Origin of the sequence: Maritalea porphyrae, from assembly GCF_030159895.1 — a bacterium.
In the GTDB taxonomy this organism is placed as follows: Bacteria; Pseudomonadota; Alphaproteobacteria; order Rhizobiales; family Devosiaceae; genus Maritalea; species Maritalea porphyrae.
In genome coordinates, this window is record NZ_BSNI01000002.1 from 1,229,386 (window position 1) to 1,251,103 (window position 21,718).

22 protein-coding genes are annotated in these 21,718 nt (G+C 50.6%); 13 read left to right on the forward strand and 9 right to left on the reverse strand.

Features of this window, described 5'->3' with window-relative positions:
* Nucleotides 1-32 precede the first annotated feature (32 nt).
* Both QQL65_RS09410 and QQL65_RS09415 read left to right on the forward strand, forming a co-directional pair.
* Nucleotides 33-1,250: an ABC transporter substrate-binding protein gene (locus QQL65_RS09410; RefSeq protein ID WP_284363937.1), complete on the forward strand. Its 1,218-nt coding sequence runs from the start codon at nt 33-35 to the stop codon at nt 1,248-1,250.
* A gap of 72 nt (nt 1,251-1,322) precedes the next feature.
* Nucleotides 1,323-2,447, forward strand: coding sequence for an ABC transporter ATP-binding protein (locus QQL65_RS09415; RefSeq protein WP_284363939.1), 1,125 nt, complete (start codon nt 1,323-1,325; stop codon nt 2,445-2,447).
* Nucleotides 2,448-2,532: 85 nt separating this feature from the next.
* Here QQL65_RS09415 and QQL65_RS09420 read toward each other — a convergent pair whose 3' ends face one another.
* Nucleotides 2,533-2,919 carry a nuclear transport factor 2 family protein gene (locus tag QQL65_RS09420; RefSeq protein WP_284363941.1) on the reverse strand — a complete coding sequence of 129 codons (387 nt, stop codon included), beginning with the start codon at nt 2,917-2,919 and terminating at the stop codon, nt 2,533-2,535.
* A gap of 199 nt (nt 2,920-3,118) precedes the next feature.
* Here QQL65_RS09420 and QQL65_RS09425 point away from each other — a divergent pair, with 199 nt between their 5' ends.
* Nucleotides 3,119-3,529 (forward strand): PaaI family thioesterase, encoded by a 411-nt coding sequence (locus QQL65_RS09425; protein ID WP_284363943.1) that lies wholly within the window; start codon nt 3,119-3,121, stop codon nt 3,527-3,529.
* Here the strand turns inward: QQL65_RS09425 and QQL65_RS09430 are convergent, their stop codons facing one another.
* The 3 genes from QQL65_RS09430 to QQL65_RS09440 are packed head-to-tail and all read right to left on the reverse strand — an operon-like array spanning nt 3,530 to nt 6,625.
* Nucleotides 3,530-4,597: a D-TA family PLP-dependent enzyme gene (locus tag QQL65_RS09430; RefSeq protein WP_284363945.1), complete on the reverse strand. Its 1,068-nt coding sequence runs from the start codon at nt 4,595-4,597 to the stop codon at nt 3,530-3,532.
* A 48-nt stretch (nt 4,598-4,645) separates the two neighbouring features.
* Entirely contained in the window at nt 4,646-6,127 is a 1,482-nt protein-coding gene (locus QQL65_RS09435) for a M81 family metallopeptidase (protein WP_284363947.1), read from the reverse strand.
* A gap of 12 nt (nt 6,128-6,139) precedes the next feature.
* Nucleotides 6,140-6,625 (reverse strand): hypothetical protein, encoded by a 486-nt coding sequence (locus QQL65_RS09440; RefSeq protein ID WP_284363950.1) that lies wholly within the window; start codon nt 6,623-6,625, stop codon nt 6,140-6,142.
* Nucleotides 6,626-6,734: 109 nt separating this feature from the next.
* Between QQL65_RS09440 and QQL65_RS09445 the strand changes: the two genes are divergently transcribed.
* The 7 genes from QQL65_RS09445 to QQL65_RS09475 all read left to right on the forward strand — a co-directional run bounded on the left by QQL65_RS09445 (nt 6,735) and on the right by QQL65_RS09475 (nt 14,223).
* Nucleotides 6,735-7,133 carry a RidA family protein gene (locus tag QQL65_RS09445; RefSeq protein ID WP_284363952.1) on the forward strand — a complete coding sequence of 133 codons (399 nt, stop codon included), beginning with the start codon at nt 6,735-6,737 and terminating at the stop codon, nt 7,131-7,133.
* Between the two features lie 9 nt (nt 7,134-7,142).
* Nucleotides 7,143-8,009, forward strand: a complete 867-nt coding sequence (locus tag QQL65_RS09450) for a MurR/RpiR family transcriptional regulator (protein WP_284363954.1) — start codon at nt 7,143-7,145, stop codon at nt 8,007-8,009.
* Nucleotides 8,010-8,035: 26 nt separating this feature from the next.
* Nucleotides 8,036-8,815, forward strand: coding sequence for an SDR family oxidoreductase (locus QQL65_RS09455; RefSeq protein WP_284363957.1), 780 nt, complete (start codon nt 8,036-8,038; stop codon nt 8,813-8,815).
* Nucleotides 8,816-8,878: 63 nt separating this feature from the next.
* Nucleotides 8,879-10,795: a beta-N-acetylhexosaminidase gene (locus tag QQL65_RS09460; RefSeq protein ID WP_284363959.1), complete on the forward strand. Its 1,917-nt coding sequence runs from the start codon at nt 8,879-8,881 to the stop codon at nt 10,793-10,795.
* 12 nt (nt 10,796-10,807) lie between these two features.
* On the forward strand, nt 10,808-12,256 hold the full coding sequence (locus tag QQL65_RS09465; protein WP_284363961.1) for a M81 family metallopeptidase: 1,449 nt from the start codon (nt 10,808-10,810) through the stop codon (nt 12,254-12,256).
* 108 nt (nt 12,257-12,364) lie between these two features.
* Nucleotides 12,365-13,297: an AEC family transporter gene (locus tag QQL65_RS09470; RefSeq protein ID WP_284363962.1), complete on the forward strand. Its 933-nt coding sequence runs from the start codon at nt 12,365-12,367 to the stop codon at nt 13,295-13,297.
* Nucleotides 13,294-14,223 (forward strand): 2-hydroxyacid dehydrogenase, encoded by a 930-nt coding sequence (locus QQL65_RS09475; protein WP_284363963.1) that lies wholly within the window; start codon nt 13,294-13,296, stop codon nt 14,221-14,223. Before QQL65_RS09470 ends, QQL65_RS09475 begins: the two co-directional genes overlap by 4 nt.
* A 54-nt stretch (nt 14,224-14,277) precedes the next feature.
* Here the strand turns inward: QQL65_RS09475 and QQL65_RS09480 are convergent, their stop codons facing one another.
* Both QQL65_RS09480 and QQL65_RS09485 read right to left on the reverse strand, forming a co-directional pair.
* Complete coding sequence (locus QQL65_RS09480) at nt 14,278-15,450, reverse strand: M20 aminoacylase family protein (protein ID WP_284363964.1); 1,173 nt, start codon at nt 15,448-15,450, stop codon at nt 14,278-14,280.
* Between the two features lie 118 nt (nt 15,451-15,568).
* Complete coding sequence (locus QQL65_RS09485) at nt 15,569-16,402, reverse strand: FG-GAP repeat domain-containing protein (RefSeq protein WP_284363965.1); 834 nt, start codon at nt 16,400-16,402, stop codon at nt 15,569-15,571.
* 142 nt (nt 16,403-16,544) lie between these two features.
* Here QQL65_RS09485 and QQL65_RS09490 point away from each other — a divergent pair, with 142 nt between their 5' ends.
* A complete protein-coding gene (locus tag QQL65_RS09490; protein ID WP_284363966.1) occupies nt 16,545-17,732 on the forward strand; it encodes an amino acid aminotransferase in 1,188 nt (395 codons plus the stop codon).
* A 46-nt stretch (nt 17,733-17,778) separates the two neighbouring features.
* Here the strand turns inward: QQL65_RS09490 and QQL65_RS09495 are convergent, their stop codons facing one another.
* Nucleotides 17,779-18,162, reverse strand: a complete 384-nt coding sequence (locus tag QQL65_RS09495) for a MarR family winged helix-turn-helix transcriptional regulator (protein ID WP_284363968.1) — start codon at nt 18,160-18,162, stop codon at nt 17,779-17,781.
* Between the two features lie 128 nt (nt 18,163-18,290).
* Here QQL65_RS09495 and QQL65_RS09500 point away from each other — a divergent pair, with 128 nt between their 5' ends.
* Nucleotides 18,291-18,962: a glutathione S-transferase family protein gene (locus tag QQL65_RS09500; protein ID WP_284363969.1), complete on the forward strand. Its 672-nt coding sequence runs from the start codon at nt 18,291-18,293 to the stop codon at nt 18,960-18,962.
* A gap of 56 nt (nt 18,963-19,018) precedes the next feature.
* Here QQL65_RS09500 and ocd read toward each other — a convergent pair whose 3' ends face one another.
* Nucleotides 19,019-20,086 (reverse strand): ornithine cyclodeaminase, encoded by a 1,068-nt coding sequence (gene ocd, locus QQL65_RS09505; protein WP_284363970.1) that lies wholly within the window; start codon nt 20,084-20,086, stop codon nt 19,019-19,021.
* A 157-nt stretch (nt 20,087-20,243) separates the two neighbouring features.
* Here ocd and QQL65_RS09510 point away from each other — a divergent pair, with 157 nt between their 5' ends.
* Nucleotides 20,244-20,681, forward strand: coding sequence for an Lrp/AsnC family transcriptional regulator (locus QQL65_RS09510; protein WP_284363973.1), 438 nt, complete (start codon nt 20,244-20,246; stop codon nt 20,679-20,681).
* A gap of 357 nt (nt 20,682-21,038) precedes the next feature.
* Here QQL65_RS09510 and QQL65_RS09515 read toward each other — a convergent pair whose 3' ends face one another.
* Entirely contained in the window at nt 21,039-21,701 is a 663-nt protein-coding gene (locus QQL65_RS09515; protein WP_284363975.1) for a winged helix-turn-helix transcriptional regulator, read from the reverse strand.
* Between the last annotated feature and the right edge of the window lie 17 nt (nt 21,702-21,718).

The window sequence follows — 21,718 nt, forward strand, 5'->3', positions numbered from 1 at the left end:
TTACAATTTTGGCAACAAAAAGGGAGTTCACAATGAAACTAGCTAAAATCTTGCTCGGCTCAGCAGTCGTGCTCGGCTCATTGGCCGGCGCATCATATGCTGAAGACCAACGCATCCACATCATCCTTTGCGGTGACGATACATGGGGTGGCGAAGTAAACGCTGCACACATGGCTGCATGGGAAGCTTCAAACCCAGGTTTTAAGACAGACATCGAGTATGTGCCTTGGGGTCAGTGTCAAGATAAAGCCACAACTTTGGCTGCATCTGGCAACCCACCAGCAATTGCTTATATGGGCTCACGCACATTGAAGCAGTTGGCTCAAAACGAGTTGATCATGTCACATGATCTAACCGAAGAAGAGCTTGCCTCATACGCTGCTCCAATCTTGGGCACTGTTACTGCTGACGGCAAAATTTGGGGCCTACCACGTGCCTTCTCAACAAAAGCTTTGTACTACAACAAAGATTTGTTTGAAGCCGCTGGCCTTGATCCAAACTCACCACCAAAAACTTGGGACGAGTTGTACAGCGCAGCTGCTGCGATTAAAGAAAAAACAGATGCTGATGGCATCGGTTTGGCTGCTGCATCATTCGATAACACCATGCACCAGTTCATGAACTACGTTTACACAAACGGTGGTGAAGTGATCAATGCAGACGGTGATATCGTCTTCAACTCACCAAACAACGTCGAAACAATGGAATTCTACGGCAAGTTGGCTTCAGTTTCACAACCTGGCCCTGTTGCTTATGACCGCGGTAAGTTGGTTCCTTTGTTCAACGAAGCCAAAATCGGCATGTACATTTCTGGTCCTTGGGGCCGCAGCCAAACTGGCGACGCGGTTAACTGGGGTGTTGCACCACTTCCAGTGGGTCCAAACGGCACACCAGGTACATTGTTGATCACTGACTCATATGCAGTGTTCAAAGGTTCAGGCGTTGAAGAAGCTGCTTTGAGCTTGGCGAAATTCATGACCAGCACAGACAATCAAATGGAATTTGAAATTGCTGCTGGCTTGACACCACTTCGTCCTGATCACCCAGAAGTTGCTAAATTGCGCGAAGCTGACCCAACATGGGGCGCCTTCCTTGATGCAATTGCAACTGGTGGTCCAGAGCCTTTCGTAACTGACTATGTTGGCCTTCAAGATGTCATCAACGAAGCTATCCAATCAGTTGTATTGGGTGAAGCTTCAGCTGCTGACGCTGTTGCACAAGCAGCAGAAGATCTCGAAGAATACAAATAAGCAAACAGGTGGGATCCGGCCAAAATGGCCGGGTCTCACCCTCCAAGAATTCTAGTAATTGGGAGAATGACCGTGGGTCAACTCAAGCTTGAAAATGTAAAAAAACGCTTCGGTACGGCAGAAGTCATCAAAGGCGTTTCGCTGGATGTGAAACATGGCGAGTTCATCGTATTCGTTGGGCCATCAGGTTGCGGCAAATCCACCCTGTTGCGCATGATTGCAGGGCTTGAAGAAATCTCCGAAGGCGACGTGCATATTGATGACCGTGTGGTCAACTCATTGCCACCTGCAAAACGCGGCATCGCGATGGTGTTCCAATCCTACGCGCTTTATCCGCACATGACAGTTTATGAAAACATCGCGTTCCCATTGCGCGTCGACAAGCTCTCGAATGATGAAGTCGACAAAAAGGTAATGGTCGCAGCGCGCATTTTGAAATTGGAAGAACGCTTGCAACACAAGCCTGGCGAACTGTCAGGTGGTCAGCGCCAACGTGTTGCTATTGGCCGCGCGATTGTGCGGGAGCCAAGCGTGTTCCTGTTCGATGAACCACTTTCCAACCTAGACGCCGCGCTACGTGCCACCATGCGGGTTGAGTTGACAAAACTGCATCACGATCTTGATGCGACCATGATTTATGTGACGCACGACCAAGTGGAAGCCATGACCATGGCGGACCGTATTGTGGTGCTGGATGCTGGCTTCATCGCCCAAGTCGGTACACCGCTCGAGCTTTACCACAAGCCAGACAATTTGTTTGTGGCTGGCTTTATTGGCAACCCAAAAATGAACTTCATTGAAGTTGAGTGTACGGGCACAACCAAGTCGGGCATAAAGGTCAAAGTTGCAGATACTGGTGAGATCACCGTTCCGGTTGCACCGCGCGGCGACATTAAAGGCAAGACGCTAACACTTGGCATTCGCCCAGAGCATACCCGTCTAACAAAATCTGACCTTACTCTTAACTTGCACGCAAATGTTGTTGAGCGTCTTGGCATTCACACCGTGACTTACGCCAACTTGCCAAATGACGATGAAGTCTTTTGCACCGTGCAAGAAGGCACTGCACCAATCGAAGCAAATTCAGAATTCAGCATTGGTATCAACGCAATTGATTGCCACCTCTTTGATGAGGAAGGCGTTGCATTTGAGCGTGATATTGATCTGTCTAATTTGGGATTGCCAGAAGTCGCCTAGCGCGTACTTCCGTTAATTCCAATTTCCTCCCCACGACCCAAAAAGCCCCGTCATTGACGGGGCTTTTCTGGTTTTCGAGGTTGGCCTAAAGCGTTTCAATTGGTGCCTTGCCGTCAAGGTGCCAAACCTTTGCAACAATCTTCCAGCCATTCTCGCCATAAACGAAGCTGAGATGGTCGACAAAAACATTGCCGAGCGATTGCAATCGAAGTTTCACCACCGCGCTTAGGTCCGACAGCCAATCAATCGAAACAATGTTATCGTCGCGTTTTTGGTTAGCACCCGCAGGTGAGGGGCGAGAGGCAACGTCTTTACGCCATTCACCAACCGGGTCGACAAAGATTTTGCCTTCGTCGGCATCAAACAGGCTGGCTGATGGGTGAAAAATGAATTCAAGTTTTTCAACGTCGCAATAATAGATGACATCGAGATAGGTGTTGATAGCGGTGAGTAGTTCTTCGGTGCGGGTCATAGATGGCTCCTCTTTCTGGAGCCAATTTCACTCATTACTCGCATATTCGCCAGTGGCGTAAATGACAATGAACGTTAAATAAATGCCAAAAACGACATTTGCAGGTCCGTCATATTTGCTTACAATGTTCCAGAAATGAACATTTGTTCAATTAGGAGAAAGTATGCAGCCGGCGGTAGTAAATTTTAAAGAGCGTGTAATGAAGAGCTTTCAAAAGCAGACGGCTTGCGCATCAATTGGATTGAAGCTCAGCAATGTCGAGGCAGGCGAGGCGCTGTTTACATTGCCTTTCAATAGCAACTTCACACAGCAACACGGGTTTATGCACGCCGGTATCATCACAACAGCGCTGGATACAGCGTGTGGCTACGCGGCATTTTCGTTGATGCCGGAAGATGCTGCGGTGTTGAGTATTGAGTTTAAAACGAACTTGTTGCGCCCAGCCATTGGCGAAAGGTTCCTCATCCTTGGCAAAGTGATAAAGCCAGGCCGTAACATTAATTTCTGTGAAGCAACGGCAACTGCAATCGATGCGCACGGTGCCGAAACCAAAGTGGCGACAATGAGCGCATCGATAATGGCAGTCTATGATCGAGCAATCAGCGACTAGCTACCAAACTTTGCCACGAGCAGCGACGTCCAGTTTACGGTCAAACTCGCCGCCTTTGTGCACATAGATATTGTCCATCAAGTTCGACACCACACAGGTGTGGTTTGGGATGATGCGGATCTTTTCGCCTATCTCGGGTTTCTTTGTGCAAGCTGAAAGGTCCACTACGGCGTGCTCTTCTGATAGTCCCGTGATGACAGCCTCAGGGTAATCCACCACATAGCCGAAATCTGTAAAGCCGAGAAGATCAGAGGTTAGCGCTTTGGAACCTGCATCGAGCACAGCACGGCTTTCGGTTGGGCGCGAAACGACAGTTGTCAGAATGTGCATGGCGCAATCGTCAAACCCGCAATGGCCCGCGCGCACAAGTGAGCGATCATTGTAGATATATGTGCCTGCGCGATATTCGTTCGCAATTGTTGTGCGTTCTGCGCTGAACAGGCTAGGTGATCCGCCTGTCGAGAATATCTCGCATTCGAGACCAGCTTGCTTCAAAAGACCGGCGGTTTGTTCAAAGAATGCCTCTACATTGTCTTCTGTGTTGGGCATTGGATAAGTCATCAACCCAACAAACTTCAAGCTAGGTTGCTCAGCAATATATTGCGCCAGCTCGGTCGCTTCACGAGGTGTTTGTACACCGCAGCGTTGGCCACCCGTGTCGCACTCAACCATCACGCGCAACGGGCGTTCGGCGCTAAAGGTCTTGGCTAGTCCATCAACAGTGTGCGTGCTATCTGCGACCACCGTCAGTGTGATTTGATTGTGCAGCGCTTTAAGCGCTTCAAGTTTTTCTTCGCCAATAATATTGAAGGTGAGCAAAATGTCGTTGATACCTGCATCGGCAAAAACCTGTGCTTCAGAAATTTTCTGGCAGGTAATGCCCACAGCGCCTGCTGCCAGTTGCTTTTTGGCGAATTCAGGAATTTTGTGTGTTTTGATATGTGGCCGCGCCTTCAACCCAGCCTCATCCATATATTTTTGCACCCGCGCAATGTTTTTGTCGACAATTATCTCGTCGATCAAAACAGCGGGAGTGGTGAGGGAAAAAACAGAACCTTGTTGTGCCATGGGTGCGTACCAATTTTTCAAATGCCAGTGAACTTAGTCCGAACAAAACTAGACCGCGTTTGAAAGTCCGTGTGGATCTTCAATCATGGGCCAAATATTCTTTGGCGCCTTTTTGTACGCATTGGTCGCTGGGTTGTTGGGATAAGGTCGTCCTGCGGAGCAATATAATATTGTTGCTGCGATTGGCGCAAATGAATCATAGAAATGATTTGTCGATTTTATCAACAAAATGTCCTTTGACGCATAATCGACGCCCGCAACTGTGAACAGGCTTTTGTCAAAACTCTGTGCGCGGGTCGAATTTAACACCACTTCAATGCCGTCAAACGCGATGGTTGCGATATCGCCCATCGGTACATAACTGTCGCCAAAACGTTGCTCGGCGTCCGCGACCAGTTTCTTGATCGTCACCGTCTTGTCGATTGGGTTGCCGGTAAACGGCGCAGATTTGGCGCCAAACCGCAAGGGAACGGTGGCGCCTTCGCCAGCTGCAAAACAAATCTGAACGGCAATTGGGTCCCATATGGTACCCACAGCCACATTTGTCGCGCCGCGCGAAATCAGTTCCTGAAGTAGCACTGTGGCATCGCCCGCCGTGCCGCCGCCCGGATTGTCCCAAACATCTGCGATGACCACGGGTTTATTGCTAGAGATCGAAAGGGCCTGGCCTACGGCTTGTGTTTCATTGATTTGTTCTGGCATTACCTTGCCGCGCATATCAAACAAGCGCATGCCCAGCTCTTTGGCCAATTTGTCGCCTTGGGCTTTGTTGTTGTTGGTCACAACAACAAGTTTGCTGCCCATTTCGGGCACATCCGAAGCCATAAAGCCGTGAATTACCGAAATCGACAGCACTTCAGTGTCGGCATTTTCGATATGCATGATGTCATCAATAAATGAGCGCATAGGCTCAAATGATGTCGGGAATACATCTATCATTTTGCAATCAAATACCGACACTGAAGGCTTCACGTTGCCCGCAATTGTCTCGTCAAGAATACGCAAAAGGTCTTGCGCGCGCTCAACAAAATCAATGTGCGGGAATTCTTTAAAGGCAAGGAAGAAATCAAGTGCTTCAACGCGTTTTTGAGAAAGCTGACTATGCGGGTCAAACGTTGCACACACAATAACATTAGGGCCAACGATCTCACGTATCCGGGCGAGCAGATCGCCCTCGGGATCATCATAACCATTGGCCACCATCGCGCCATGTAGACCCAAAACGACACCGTCTAGCGGCAAGGCTGCGCGAAGTTGGTCCAATATCTCATCGCGTAAACTTTCATATGCCTCGCGATTGATCAGACCGGCTGGGTCAGCCCATGCTGCAGTGCCTTCAATCCATTCATAACCGCGTTTCTTTGCCCATGCGCGTCCCTCGGTTAGCGGCGCGGAGCAAAGGGTGGGTGTTTCAGGATGTTCACCTGGTTTTGCATATAGCGACGCTTCAAACCCACGCCTATCAATGGCTATCGGCGAGAAGGTGTTCGATTCGGTGGCGAGTACAGCTGTGAAAAAGCGTTTGGTCATACGAGCGAGCGCCTATCCCATCGGGTTGGGCAAATAGCCGTTAAAGCCAGCGATTTTCCAACTTCCATCAACTCGATGACAATAATAAACGGTCTGCCAGTTCATTATGTCCTTTTCACCGTCTGCTTTGGTGATGTGCCCATCAAATTTCTTATGAACGATCGCGCGATCACCATTGATCTCAATGTCGCGCAAAATGGTCGCCGAAAAAATTGCCGTGCGCGGGTCGTCTGCATAGCTTCCTTTTTGGAAATCTTGCGCCTGGCGCAGCCATTCATCGCGATATTCTTCTAGTGAAGGAAACGCCAAACGCCAGTGATCTGGGTTGGCTGTGCCGTGCCCATGCACGCCCATAAAGCGATCTTTGGCGAAATCATTTTCAACCATCGACCAATCAGCGGCCAAGAAGGCCGTGATGTCGCGGTCAACGAGCATTTCCCAAATCGCGTAGCGATCAGGATCAGTTTTTGGAAATGGATTTGTAAATTGTGATGACATGACAAATTATTTTCATTTTTTGCGTTTTTTCTATAGAAAAACTCGCTCAATTCTGTTGATATGTCAATCAACAAGAAAATAATTTACATAAATTCGTTGGAGGACTGAAATGTCAATCATCCGATATGGTGCCGAAAAAAGCGGTGCCGGTGGCCAAAATCTCCCTTTCGCCCGTGCTGTGGAAGCAGATGGCTGGCTGCATGTTTCTGGCCAGGTGGCTATGGTAGACGGTGAAGTCACCGGTGGCAATATCGTCGAGCAAACTCACGTCGCCATTAAAAACCTTCTCGCGATTCTTGATGAAGCTGGTTACGGCAAAGAGCATATTGTGCGCATTGGCGTTTGGCTGGATGATCCGCGCGATTTTTGGTCGTTCAATGGCGTGTATAAGAGCTACTTTGGCGAGCACCCGCCAGCACGTGCCTGTGTGCAATCCGCACTAATGGTTGACTGTAAGGTTGAAGTTGATTGTGTTGCTTTCGATCCAAATCGAAAGTCACGAGGATAAAACGCAATCATGGTCGATATATTAGGCACGCTCAGTCAAGAGATGGATGGACTTTCAAGGTCCGAGCAGCGCATCGCAACGATCATTTTCGATGATCGTCCATTCGCGGTGAATGCGTCCATTATTGAACTGGCTGCGCGTGCCGAAGTATCACCCCCAACCGTTACGCGCTTCTGTCGGCGTTTGGGTTGCCAGAGTTTTTCAGATTTCAAAGTCCGGTTGGCGCAGAGCGCTTTCATTGGTCAAAGATATGAAGAGCCACAATCTAACGCCTCAAATGCAACAGAGGTCGTTGATACAATACTGACACGCGCGCAGTCGGTTCTTCACAATTTGCATGATCAATTGGACGTTGATGCCATTGAGACAGCTGCAACAGCCATCGCCTCGGCGGACATGATTTATGCCTTTGGGTCTGGTGGTAATTCGTCGCTATTCGCTGGTGAAGTGCAAAATCGGCTGTTTAGATTGGGACTTCGAGCCTCATCGACAAATGATCATTCAATGCAGCTGATGACGGCCTCCACCGTTTCGGAAAATGACGTTGTGATCGGTCTGTCCATTTCTGGCAATAACCGCGAATTGGTTCGTGCGCTAGAAGTTGCGTCTGGCTATGGCGCACAAGTGATCACATTGACCAAACAAAATAGTCTTGTTGCCGAAGTAGCGAGCATCAATGTTGCAATAGATTTGGCAGAAGGGGTGGATGTGCTCCGCCCATCGTCAGCACGCTTTGCATTTCTGGCAACAATCGACATTCTTGCGCATTTGGTTGCGATCAAACGCAAAGACTTGGCCATTGAGCCACTGCGCCGGATTAAGCGCCAATTGGTCACACATCGCGATGGCGACGATTCTCAACCCCTTGGCGATTAGCTTTAGAACCCTGATAGGAATTCACTTTGACCGAACAAGTTGCAATCATCACTGGCACCGGCGGCGACATTGGCCGCGCCATTGCTATTCAGCTTAGCCAAGACGGTTTCGCAGTTCTGTGCGTTGATATTGCCCGAGAGCTGAACGCCGAGACCGTGGACATCATCAAAGGCAATGGTGGCAAGGCGCAAGCATTGACAGTGAATATTTTGGATGCGGTTGATCAGCAAACAATGCTGGAAACGGCCAAAACAATGGGTGCGCCAAGGCTATTGGTCAATAATGTCGGCGCAATTTCGGGCGCTTCCATTCAAGAAAGCACCATTGAGAATTGGCAACACGATTTTGATCTAAACCTCAAAGGAGCAGTTTCGTGCTTCAAGACCTTTGAAAGCGACTTCAAGACGAACCAAGGTGTTGTGGTCAACATCGCCTCGGTGAATGGCTATGGGGTCTATGGTCATCCTGGCTATAGCGCCATGAAAGCGGCATTGGTGCACTTCACAAAGTTTGCCGCCGTTGAATATGGCAAATTCGGCATCCGCATCAACGCTGTGGCGCCAGGGACTGTTCGCACAAAGGCATGGAATGACCGTGCAGAAAAAAACCCGAAAGTATTTGAAGAGGCGAAACGCTGGTACCCGCTGCAGCGGGTCGCAGACCCAAAAGACATTGCCAATGCGGTGAGCTTTTTAAGCTCGTCCAACGCCGATGCCATTACCGGAATTTGCCTGCCAGTTGATTGCGGCTTGACCGCAGGTCAAGCTGAGTTGGCTGGCACATTTTCTCAATCATCTGACTTTTAACGATCAGAGATAAAACAACTAAGTTCACAATTCAAAAAACGCCCGTTAGAGGAGTTTCTACAAATGACATCACAATTCCGTCTCGACGCCATTTGGCGCGAAACTGACCCGAAAAATGGATCAATGATCCTCACGCTGACCAACCTCTCTGATCAACCGATTAGTGGGTTCCGTTTGGCTTACACTTCGCTTTTGCGGGTCTCCAAAGAGCATGTGGCGCATAACGCGACCTTTATCCGTCGCTTTGCTAACTTTCATGAATTTGATCCGCTTGATGGCTTGGTGCTGGGTTCCGGCGAAAGCTGGACGTTTGAGTTGGAAAAACTCACCCATATTCCAAAGCATCGTAATGATGGTCCAAAGTCAGCTTACCTGACCCTAAAAGACGGCACTCATGTCAAAGTCGATACTGGCGATATGGCGCTTGAAGGTCGGGTTAGCAAAACTGGCGGGGTGTTGGTGCCTGAAGGCAAACTTGATCTGCCAATCGCGCTTTCGCCTTGGCCAAACCAAATCTCAGTCTCACAGTTTAGCGATGCGCCGGTAGCATTTTCGCTTGCGTCCGCAACGCGTGAGGAAAAAGCGGCGGCGGCAAGGGTGAATGGGTTGAGTGATCGTTTGTTCACTGATTTGCCTAATCCATTTTCGCTTATTGAAGTGCCGGGTGGCTTGACGCTTAGCTTGTCACACGACGGCAATCTGGCCGAAGAAGGATACAGTGTCTCATTTGCAGCCGCGGGTGTTTCCTTGGCTTATGGTGCAGCAAAGGGCTTGATCAACGGTCTGATTTCACTGGCGCAAATCATCAATGGGCCAAAGTCTGACCCAACCAAATTTCAGTTCCCGGCTGTGGGCACTATCAACGATGCGCCACGCTTTGGCTGGCGCGGGTCGCATTTGGATGTCTCACGTCAATTCTATCCTTTTGAAGACGTAAAGCGCTTCGTGGATATTTTGGCATGGAACAAGATGAATATCCTACACTGGCACCTCAGCGACGATGAGGGCTGGCGTGTTGAAATCAAGGCCTATCCAGAACTCACCAATGCGGGTGCAAAGCGGGGCGCAAATGAAGCCATGCCAGCACAATTGGGTTCGGGTTTCGAAACCTATGGCGGCTTTTACACGCAAGAACAAATCAAAGAGCTGATTGCGCACGGTGAAGCGATCAATGTTGAGATCGTGCCCGAACTTGATATTCCGGGGCACTGCACCGCGGTCCTGGCTGCGTATCCTGATTTGCGCGATCCTGATGAGCCCGAAGAAAGCTATCGCTCAATTCAAGGTTATCCCAATAATGCACTGAACCCGGGCTTACCAGCGACCTACAAATTCATCGAAACCGTCGTTGAGGAAATCGCAGACCTGTTTCCCTCAAAGTTCATCCATGTGGGTGGCGATGAAGTGGATGAGAACTCTTGGATGGAATCTCCAGCGGTTGAAAAACTGATGAATGAGGAGCGCCTGAACGGCACCATGCAGGTGCAAGCGCACTTCTTGGGCAAGGTTCAAAAAATGATCAAGAAGAAGGGCAAAATTGTTGGCGGTTGGGATGAAGTATCCCATGGCGGCGGTATCGAAAAAGAGGGCGGTACTTTGCTGTTCGCTTGGCAGAAGGCTGAAGTCGGCATTACCTTGGCCGAAGAAGGCTATGATGTGGTCATGACCCCAGGCCAAGCCTATTATTTGGATATGGCCCAATCTGAAGAATGGCAAGAGCCGGGCGCGAGCTGGGCGGGAACTGCATCCCCGCAAACCACATATGAGTTTGAAGCCGCTGGCGACTTTTCTGACGAACTCAAGCCACGCATTAAAGGCGTACAGGCCTGTATTTGGTCTGAGCATTTGATCAGTCGAGAACTGTTCAACCACATGGTATTCCCACGCCTAAGCGCGATTGCGGAAGCAGCTTGGACCGAACCAGAAAACAAAAACTGGTTGCGTTTCGCAGCGCAGTCGCATCACCTGCCACGCCTCTAGGCGGCTGCACCAATGCGCATTGCAGTAGGCGGTATGCACACAGAATGCAGCACATACACAGATGTGCTGCAAAAAACAGACGACTTCAAAGTGTTGCGCGGCAATGATTTGATGATCTCTGACTTTTTCTGCTTCTTGCCAAAGGCGAGGGCGGAAATAGTGCCGCTCATGCATGCGCGCTCAACCCCTGGCGGCGCGGTTGCCCGCGCCACCTATGACGAGTTTAAAGAAGAGTTTTTGTCTAAACTTGAAATGACCATCGCAGACGCGCCAATTGATGGGCTATATTTGGCCATGCATGGTGCGGTTCACGTGCATGGCATGGACGACGCCGAAGGGGATTGGATTGCGGCCGCGCGCAAGCTCGTTGGGCCCATGTGCCCAATTTCAGTTTCTTTCGATCTCCATGGCAATCTCAGTCAAAAAATCATCGATCAAATCGATCTGTTTACCGCCTTTCGACATGCGCCGCACATCGACACCCAAGAGACCATGGAGCGCGCCCTCAATGGGCTCATCAAGGTGATTGAAACTGGCGAGCGGCCCTTTGTCGGCTGGGTGCCAATTCCCGTTTTGTTGCCGGGCGAGCGCACAAGTACAATCGATGAGCCCGCAAAATCGCTCTATGCGCAACTGCCGCAAATCGATCGTGTTGATGGCATCACTGATGCGTCCTTGATGGTGGGTTATGTCTGGGCCGATGTGGCGCGCGCTAACGCCGCGGCGGTGATAACGGGAACCGATCAAGTCGCCGTAAAAAGCGAAGCGGAAAAGTTAGCGCAAAACTATTTCGACGCGCGCGCCAATTTTGAGTTTGGGCCAACGACCGGCTCACTTCGAGAAATGATGCAGCTTGCCACCAGCAGCGAAACACATCCCGTTATCTTAACCGATTCCGGCGACAACCCCGGGGGCGGCGGTGTCGGTGACCGCGCATGTGTGCTGAAATATTGCGTTGAAAACAATATCCGCGACGCGCTGATTGTTGGCATCGCAGACGCGCCGGCGGTCCAACAGTGTTTTGGATTGGGGGAAGGTGTCTTCACAGATATTTGGCTCGGCGCAACGCTTGATCCAGCGCGCTCGAAACCTTGGCGCGGGCATGTTCGGATAGAAAAGATTGCAACCGATAATAAGCGCGGAAACAAACTTGCACTGCTGAACTGCAACGGATTGCGTATCGTCATCTCGGATCGTCGTTACACATTCCATGAGCCGGAAAATGTAGAACCCTTGGGAATCGACTTAGCCCAAGAGCGTATCGTCGTCATCAAGTGCGGGTACATTTCACCAGCAATGGCTAAGATCGCAAACCCCAACTTGATGGCGCTTACCGATGGCGCGGTAAACCAAGATATTCCGGCGCTGGAAAACAAAAATCGGCCAAGACCGACTTATCCGTTTCAAACAGATTTTGACCTTTCGCCAGTCTGCTACTTGTCGCAAAGAGCACCGAAATAGCGCGTGATTGATTGACGACTTAAGTTGGGCTGAATAAGCTTTGCGTGTTCCTTTCCACTTTTGGTCCTTCCCCAAGTTGGGGACCGCGACCAGAAAGCACGCCGATATATGTATTTCGTCATAGACGTTGTTGCGCCAGTCTTCGTCATAGTCCTTCTTGGCTATGTGGCGGTGAAACTGCGCATTTTCCCCAGCGGGGGCATAAATGCGCTGATCGCGTTCACCAATAATTTCGCCGCCCCGATGCTGTTGTTCCGGGCTATGCTGACGCTAGACTTTTCGACGGCGCTGGACCCCAAAATCATCTTGCCCTTTTATGTTGCTGGCATATCAGGATTTGTGCTGGGCATCATATTGGCGCGCAAGCTGTTTGCCTACAGGCCAGGCGAGGCCGTGTCTGTTGGCTTTTCTGCGCTATTCACCAACACCGTTTTACTGGGCATTCCAATTGTGCAACGCGCCTATGGTGTTGAAGCGCTGCCAATTATTTTCCTCATCATTGGTTTTCACGCGCCAAGTCTGATGACCATCGGCATGCTCACAATGGAATTGTCGCGTCGCGATGGGCGGCCCTTGTCTGTCGCCATTCTTGATGCGCTCAAGCGCATCGTTTCAAACCCGCTGTTAATCGGTATCGCGTGCGGTGTGGCATTGAACTTGAGTGGCCTGAAACTGCCAAAAGTGTTGGACGATGCGACCAGCATGATGGTTGCCGCTGTCTTGCCAACTGCGCTGTTTGGCCTTGGCGCAGCGCTGACCCAATATAGCATCAAGAAGGCGGTTTTGCCCGCTGCCGCCATGTCGGCGATCAAGACCATCATGCACCCATTGCTCGCATGGATTATTCTGGTTCCGATTTTGGGCATGCCCCACGAAATCGCTCGCGCCGTGGTGCTGTTGGCGGCGATGCCATCAGGCATCAATGCCTACATTTTTGCGACCTATTACAATCGAGCGCTGGACGTTGCTACTTCCACCGTGCTGCTTTCAACGCTGGTCAGCATCTTTTCAATTTCATTCTGGTTATGGTTCCTATCATGAAAAAGATATTGCTTGCGGGGCAGGTGCCCCAAGATTGCATTGAAATGCTTGAAAACAAATTTGAGTTGTTCAAACTCTATGAGGCTGCAAATCGCGATGCATTTTTGTTGGAGCACGGTGATAAAATCGATGGAGTTACGGGCGGGCGCATAGATGCCGAGTTGATTTCTCAACTGCCTAATCTGAAGGTCATCGCCAACTATGGCGTTGGATATGACAATGTGGATGTCGGCGCTGCAAGCACACGCGGTATTCGCGTGTCAAACACCCCAAACCGTCTCAATGCTGCTGTCGCAGAATTGACCGTTGGCCTGATGGTGTCGTTGGCACGCGAAATTCCGTCAAACCATGCCTATGTTAAGTCCGGGCGTTGGGCGAGCGAAGGTCAAACGCCGCTGACTGCTCAACTTGCTGGCGCGCGCGTTGGGATATTGGGACTTGGGCGAATTGGCAAAGCCATCGCTGTGCGTTTGACCGCGTTCGATATGGAAGTGTCTTATCATGGCAGGACGCACCAGAAAGATCAGCCTTACCACTATTTTGACGATCTAACCGATATGGCCAAAAACGTTGACTGGTTGGTGGTGATTGCGCCGGGTGGCGAGGGGACACACAAGATCATTACCCGTGAAGTGCTTCAGGCCTTGGGGGCAAATGGTTCTTTCGTCAACATCGCTCGCGGCAATATGGTGGATCAAGACGCACTGATTGACCTGCTGTCGAATGGCGGATTGCGCGGGGCAGCGCTGGATGTGTTTGATGGCGAACCAGAAGTGCCTGAAGCCTTGCGGATGCTCGATAATGTTATTTTGTCGCCACACAAAGGCTCAGCGACCCGCCAAACGCGCGCGCAAATGAGCAGCCAAGTTGTTGAAAATCTGGTCGCCTATTTTGAAAAAGGCGAATTGCTAGACCCGGTGATTTAGGCACAAAAAAGCCCCGCACAAAGGCGGGGCCAAGTGACCATTGAGGTCAGGAACCTATTGGTTCGCGGGCATGGCTGTTTCAACCAATTGTGCCCAATAAGATGAGCCGTAAGGGATCACCTCGTCGTTAAAATCATAAGTGTCTTGGTGAAGGCCAGCTGTGTCGCCGTTGCCAATCATGATGAACGCACCTGGGCGCGCGTTGGCCATAAACGAAAAGTCCTCGCCACCCATTGTTGGCAACACATTTGTGTCCACACGATCTTCGCCCACAAGTTTTTGCGCAATTGAAGCGGCAAACTCTGTCTGTGCCGGTGCGTTCATGGTCACAGGGTAACCGTCTTTGTAGTCAACTTCTGCCTTGCCGCCAAAGCTCGCCGCGATGTTCTGAGCCGTTGAGATCAATCGTGATTTTACGTTTTCACGAACCTCAGGATCAAGCGCACGAACCGTGCCGCAAATCTCTACATTCATTGGGATAATGTTGAACGCAGAACCACCATTGATTTTTGTGGTCGACAAAACCGCAGATTGGATCGGGTCCACATTGCGAGACACAATGGTTTGAAGTGCAGTGATGATGTGCGCCGAAATCACCACAGGATCGACTGATAGGTGTGGCATGGCCGCATGGCTATCAACGCCCGTCACCTTGATGGTCCATTGGTCCGCTGCCGCCATGATGCCGCCTTCGCGGATCGCGAATTGACCAACTGGAATGCCGGGGAAGTTGTGCATGCCGAACACTTCTTCGATGCCAAAGCGTTCCATCATCCCGTCGTCAACCATGGCCTTGCCGCCCGCGCCGCCTTCTTCAGCTGGCTGGAAGATAACAGCAACAGTGCCGTCAAAATTGCGCGTTTCAGCCAAATATTTCGCGGCACCAAGTAGCATCGCAGTATGACCATCATGGCCGCACGCGTGCATCGCACCTTCTGTTTTAGAAGCGTGAGGCAATCCGGTTTTTTCAAAAATTGGTAGCGCATCCATGTCTGCACGCAAACCGATAACCCGACCGCTGCCGGTTTTGTTGCCTTTGATGATGCCCACAACACCTGTTTGGCCGATACCCGGCACAACTTCGTCGCAGCCAAAGCTTTTCAGCAGTTCTTCAACTTTTCCCGCTGTGCGGTGAACCTCATACAAGATTTCAGGGTTTTCGTGCAGGTCGCGGCGCCATGCAGTAATCTCGTCATGAAATTCGGCAATACGATTTATAATTGGCACTTGTTTCTCCCAAAGATCGTTGTTGGTTGCGCTTCGCCAAAGGCATGCGCATTGGTTGGACCATTATTGTGCACCAAGTGGCGCAAATTGAAAAGAGGAATGTCGGACAATTTAGCGCCTATTGCAAGGCAATCACAAAATTGTCCCCACTCTCCAGCTTCAGTACGACTTGATGAGGCGCCTTATCCACTTGCAATTCAAAGTCGCCATCTGCGGGTGAGGGGAGCTGCCAACGGCGTAATTGTTTTATCTCCGGCACCAGCGTAACTGCGATGATTTCCGTTCTGTTCGCGCTCGGTATGAGCAGATCAACAACACCATCATTGTTGATGTCATATGCCGCGCTCATACGTTGGTTACGCGATCCGTTGCGATGGTTCGAAAAGCCGTTAGCTGAGCCAACCCGCACCAGCCTCTCTCCATCGAGACGCCAGAATTCTAAGCGCTTGGTCAAGTGAGGCTTTTGCACCAACGCAATTTCTAGATTTCCATCGCCATCAAAATCAGCGATGCCTGCCGGGTTAAGCCACCGATAGGGTAGGCCAATATGTGGCGTTGTCGCCAATAGGTGCAGCCCACTTTGGTCCGCGTTGAACACCGCCAGAGCAGCTCCCAAGCTTATCGAACTCATCACCACGACAAGTTCGTCCGCGCCATCATTGTTTAAGTCGGCCAAGCGGACATGCCGATCTTCAAATACAAAGGAGGCGGGCAACTCATGGCTAAATTGCTGGCCATTCGCCAATTGCACCACGAGCCGGGAGGCTTCAAATCGGTCACCAAGCACGAAATGCTGATATCTAGTTGTTGGCTCACTCAACCAAGCGCGCGCGATTTGCTTTTGCCCAACAGCTACATAGCTGTTTTTGATCGGGGGGTAGGGCTGTGCCATGGCGCCCGAAACGAATGCTGGCAAAAGCATAGCCAAGGAAAGAATGAAAAGCAGGCGCATATGATTTCCTGATCAAATGGTCGAATAAAACCAGTTTGAATTGAACTAAATTCCCATGCAAATCACTTGCTTGTTACGTTTGCGCTGGTTAACACAATTGCTGTGCCACATCCGGCACAAACAACTAAACCGGAACAAGGTCATGTTTGAAAAACTATCACCCGCACCACAAGACAAAATCATTGCGCTAATCGCTGAATTTGCAGCAGACGAGCGCGACAATAAGATCGATCTCGGCGTAGGCGTTTATAAAGACGCTACCGGCAACACGCCGATTATGACAGCAGTGCAAAAGGCGGAAGCCAAACGGGTGAAAGACCAAACCACCAAGACCTATGTCGGTATGGCCGGCAATGTGGGCTTTAATGATGCGATGGTAGATTTGGTGCTTGGCGATAGTGTCGGCAAAAATCGTGTGCGCGCGGCGCAAGCACCAGGCGGTACAGGTGCTTTGCGCTTGATTGCAGATTTGCTCAATGTCGCAAAGCCTGGCGCAACGGTTTACATCTCTGATCCAACTTGGCCAAACCACATTCCTTTGATGGAAGCAGCCGGCCTCAAAACCGCCTCCTACCCATATTTTGACGCTGAAAAGCGCAATGTGCGGTTCGACGATATGTGCGAAGCAGTATCGAAAATGACCAGCGACGATATTTTGTTGCTGCATGGCTGCTGCCACAACCCAACTGGCGCCAACCTGACCAACGAGCAGTGGGACAAACTCACTGACATTATCGAAGATGCAGGCGTGTTTGTGCTCGTCGATATCGCATATCTTGGTTTTGGCGACGGACTGACTGACGATGCATATGGCGTGCGCAAACTCGCTGCCACATTGCCTGAGATGGCGGTAGCCGCATCATGCTCAAAGAACTTTGGCCTTTATCGTGAACGCGTTGGCTGCGCGATGATCATTGGCATTGATGAACCATCAGCGAATGTCACCTTCTCACAACTACTTAGCGCGGCCCGCGCAAACTATTCTATGCCGCCTGATCATGGTGCAGAAATTGTCCGCATTATCCTAAACGACAAAGACTTGCGGGCTGAGTGGGAAGCTGAGTTGACCGATGTGCGCAACCACATGGTGACCATTCGTAAGAATTTGGCGGAAGCCATGCGCAAGCGTTCCAACAGCGCGGACTATGATTTTATCGCTGAACACCGGGGCATGTTCTCGCTGATCGGCATTTCGCAAGACGACGTAGAAAAGCTGAAAAAAGACCATGGCGTCTATATGGTCGGCAACTCACGTATGAATATTGCCGGTCTTGGCGTCGACAAAATCGACATCTTTGCCGACGCGCTTGCCGAAGTTTCACGCAGCTAAAATCATTCAATACTGAATTTTGAAAGGCCCGCGCTAGCGGGCCTTTTTATTTGGCCAGTTTGTTGAGCAGAGCGGCAAGCGTTGTTGTTTCTTCTTCCGACAATTTTGCACCAAGCATGTCGTGCATCAGTTTGCCATAAATTGCCCACATCTTTGCGCGGGTGGTGCGTCCTGCTTCGGTAATCCCGAGCACTTGCCCGCGCCCATCCTCTGGGCATTCCTGTTTCTGGATTAAGCCCGCCGCCTCCATGCGCGTCAAAATGCGTGACATGCCATATTGCGGCAATAGGAGTTTTGGCTGCAACTCATATGCCCGCAGTCCACAATGCTCAGTTTTTTCAAGTTCCCAAAGCACGTCATACCACGTCAATGGCGGCAGGTTGGCGGCTTTCAGCTCTGCCTCAACCTGTTCATGAAAGATCTTATGCACCCGATAAAGGGCACACCATGCACTTTGAGTTTGATCACTTGGTATCACCATAATGTGAAAATAGATGCAGTTGCATTTAAATGCAAGTCCATCTATGTAGATGCAATTGCATGTTTATGGAGATGAAAATGCCAAATTACAAACTGATAAGTTTCCCCCTTTGCCCCTATGTTCAACGCGCGCTGATTGTATTGGCAGAAAAAAACGTGCCGTTTGAACGCGTCGATATTGATTTGGCGAATAAGCCAGACTGGTTCCTAGAACTATCGCCCTTGGGCAAAGTGCCTGTGTTGCAGGCAGACGATAATGTGTTGTTTGAAAGCCAAGTGATTGCCGAATATCTCGACGAGGTTACCGAAGGCTCGCTGCATCCAACTGATCCTTTGCAAAAGGCTAAACATCGCGCTTGGATTGAGTTTGCTTCGCAAACACTGGCGACCCTTTGGGGCCTATACACCTCGGAAACTGAAGAGACGTTCGAAGCAAAGCGCAAAGAACTGGCTGAGAAATTCGCACGCGTAAGTGAACAGGTTGAGGGCCCATATTTCGCTGGTGACCAATTCCACCTGGTAGATGGTGTATGGGGTACCGTGTTCCGCTATATCAGCGTTTTTGAAACCCTTGGCGACTTCGACTTCTATCAGGGTTCGGAAAAGCTGCGTACTTGGCACAATAAGGTGCTATCGCGCCAAAGCGTAATTGATGCCGCACCGGCTGACTATGCGGACCAACTATTGGCTTTCACCAAGAAGAAAGACGGCTATTTAGCATCCTTCATCACCGAGCCAAAAGCGGCGTAGCCAAACAAAAAAGAGGCGGGGCATTGCCCCGCCAAAGTCACTCTTGGGTGGAAATCTTAGCTGGCCGCTTGCTCGGGTGTTTTCGCCCGTTGCACCATGCCAAATAGATCGCGTGGATCGTCAGGGTCAGCGATCATATCAAGATCTTCGTAGAACCCTGTTTCCTTATAATGGTCGCGCAAATAACGAAGTGCCGAAAAGTCCTCGACTGCAAAGCCCACGCCATCAAATAAGGTGATCTGGCCATCGCTGGTGCGACCCTCTTTTTGTCCCGTAATGACTTCCCACAATTCAGTCACCGGATAATCATCGTCGAGCTGCTGAATTTCGCCTTCGATGCGGGTTTGTGGCGTATATTCCACAAAGATGCCGGAGCGCAGCAAAATGTCTTTGTGCAACTCTGTTTTGCCCGGGCAGTCGCCGCCAATCGCGTTGATATGCAAGCCAGAGCCAACCATATTGTCCGTGAGGATCGTGGCATATTGCTTGTCGGCAGTGCAGGTGGTGACAATTTGCGCGCCTTCAAGTGCCTCTTGTGATGAGGTGCAGCTCACCACATTCAAGCCGCGACCCGCCAAGTTACGCGCACACTTTTCTGTCGCTGCCGGATCGATATCGTAAAGTCGAACTTCCTCAATGCCCAAAATGGTTTTGAAAGCCAGCGCTTGAAATTCTGATTGCGCGCCATTGCCGATCATCGCCATCACTTTGGCGTTCTTGGCTGCCAAATGCTTTGCCGCAACGGCAGATGTGGCGGCGGTACGCAGCGCGGTCAAAATCGTCATTTCTGAGAGCAAAACAGGATAGCCTGTTTCAACATCCGCTAACATGCCGAAAGCGGTTACTGTTTGCAGACCTTCTTTGGTGTTGGCTGGGTGGCCGTTCACATATTTAAAGCCGTAAACTTCCCCGTCGCTTGTGGGCATCAACTCGATCACGCCCTTTTCAGAATGGGAAGGGACCCGAGGCGTCTTGTCGAACAATTCCCACCGTTTGAAATCGTCTTCAACATATTCGGCAATGCCCTTAAGCATTTTTTCCACGCCGATCTGCAACACGATTTTCATCATGTGATCTACGCTCACAAAGGGAACAATGTTTAGCGAATTGGGGTCAAATTTCATTGGTTTATGGCCCTGTAGTTACAACCCGTTTGAACGGGTGAATGAACAAAGGACAATTCTAACGCGCGAAAATATCAATGAAAATGGCAAAAGCTTGCAAAAATTTGCAGGATACTGTTAAAATTCACACCGAAGATTAAGCAAAGTGATAGGCGTCATGCAAAACGACAAATTCATCCTTGATTCCTTAGACCATGAATTGGTGTCGCTTTTGCGCTCAGATGGGCGTGCTTCTTTGGCCAAACTGGCCGAAGTGCTTAAGGTGTCGCGCGGCACGGTGCAAAACCGCCTTGATCGGTTGATGGCGTCTGGCACTTTGCTGGGTTTCACGGTGCGTATGCGCGAAGATTATGACAATGATCAGGTGCGCGCGATCATGATGATTGAAATTGCGGGCAAATCGACTGCAGACATTGTGCGCAAACTGCGTGGCCTGCCCGAAGTGCGCTCGATCCATTCCACCAATGGCAATTGGGATTTGATCGCCGAAATCCACACCGGTTCTTTGTCCGAGTTCGACAATGTCTTGCGCAAGGTGCGCATGATCGACGGGATATTGAATTCCGAAACAAACTTACAGCTCGCGGCGATGTAGGTGCAAAGGAAATAGCGCCAGTTTTGAGCCCCAATTGGCGGGGGTGCCGGGGAAGCACCGAAGGTGCGACGGCGGCAAGAAAGAAGCAGTCGGGGTGCCGGGAAAGCACAGATTGTGCGACGGCGGCAAGAAAAAAGCAGTCGGGGGTGCCGGGAAAGCACTGAAGGTGCGACGGCGAATTTCCCCTTCGTCACCGGCAGACTTGACCTGAGGGCTAATGCAAAGTCAGTTTTGTGGATAAAATGACGTCATCCATCTGCAATTCAAATGGCACGCTAAGCATGTTCAGCTCGATATCTATTGTCGCCAGTGGTTGCCGAGGCGGAAATTGCTTAGAGCTGAGATTTGAAGGAAGAGTCAGCGGCTGAATTCCATCAAAATTCCGAGCAGCAAGGTTTCGAATTCAGCCAGAATTTCCGGTGAGCGTATATCCAGTTTGCTGTGGTAGTTTTGGAATTCTTCAACCGAGAGCCTGCCTTCGGTCAGGTCAAGTAGGGCGGTATAGCTGGTTTCCAATACCAGATCAGCATCGTTCATTGTGCGAACTTCCGTCCTTGCGATGCCGTTGGCGATGGTCAAAGCGATGGTTTCGCCATCCACAATAAGCACCGCGTCGAAACCCATTTCGGGTGTTACGACCCGTTTTGCTGCGGCACCCAACGTCGTTGCGACAGTCCGTAGGTTGCCTGGTTTAACCACCTTTCCCACTGGCGGAAATACTGCGCCGAAACGAGCAAGTTCGAAGATGATGTCCGAACTGCGTTCCCCTAGCGGGGTTAACTGATAGAGTGTCACGCCGTAATTGCTTTCCACTTGAGTAATCAGCTCATCCTCCATCAGTGCGGCAAGTCGATCAGTGAGCAGATTGGCGGCGATTCCGACTAAACCACGTTGCAGTTCCGAAAAGCGCGCAGGCCCCGCGAGAAGGTCCCGCAGGATCAAGAGGGACCAGCGGTCGCCCACGCGATCGAGCGCGCGGGAGATTGGGCAAAGGAGCTTGTAACTTCGACGGTTGGGCATAGGGCCTCACAAAAACG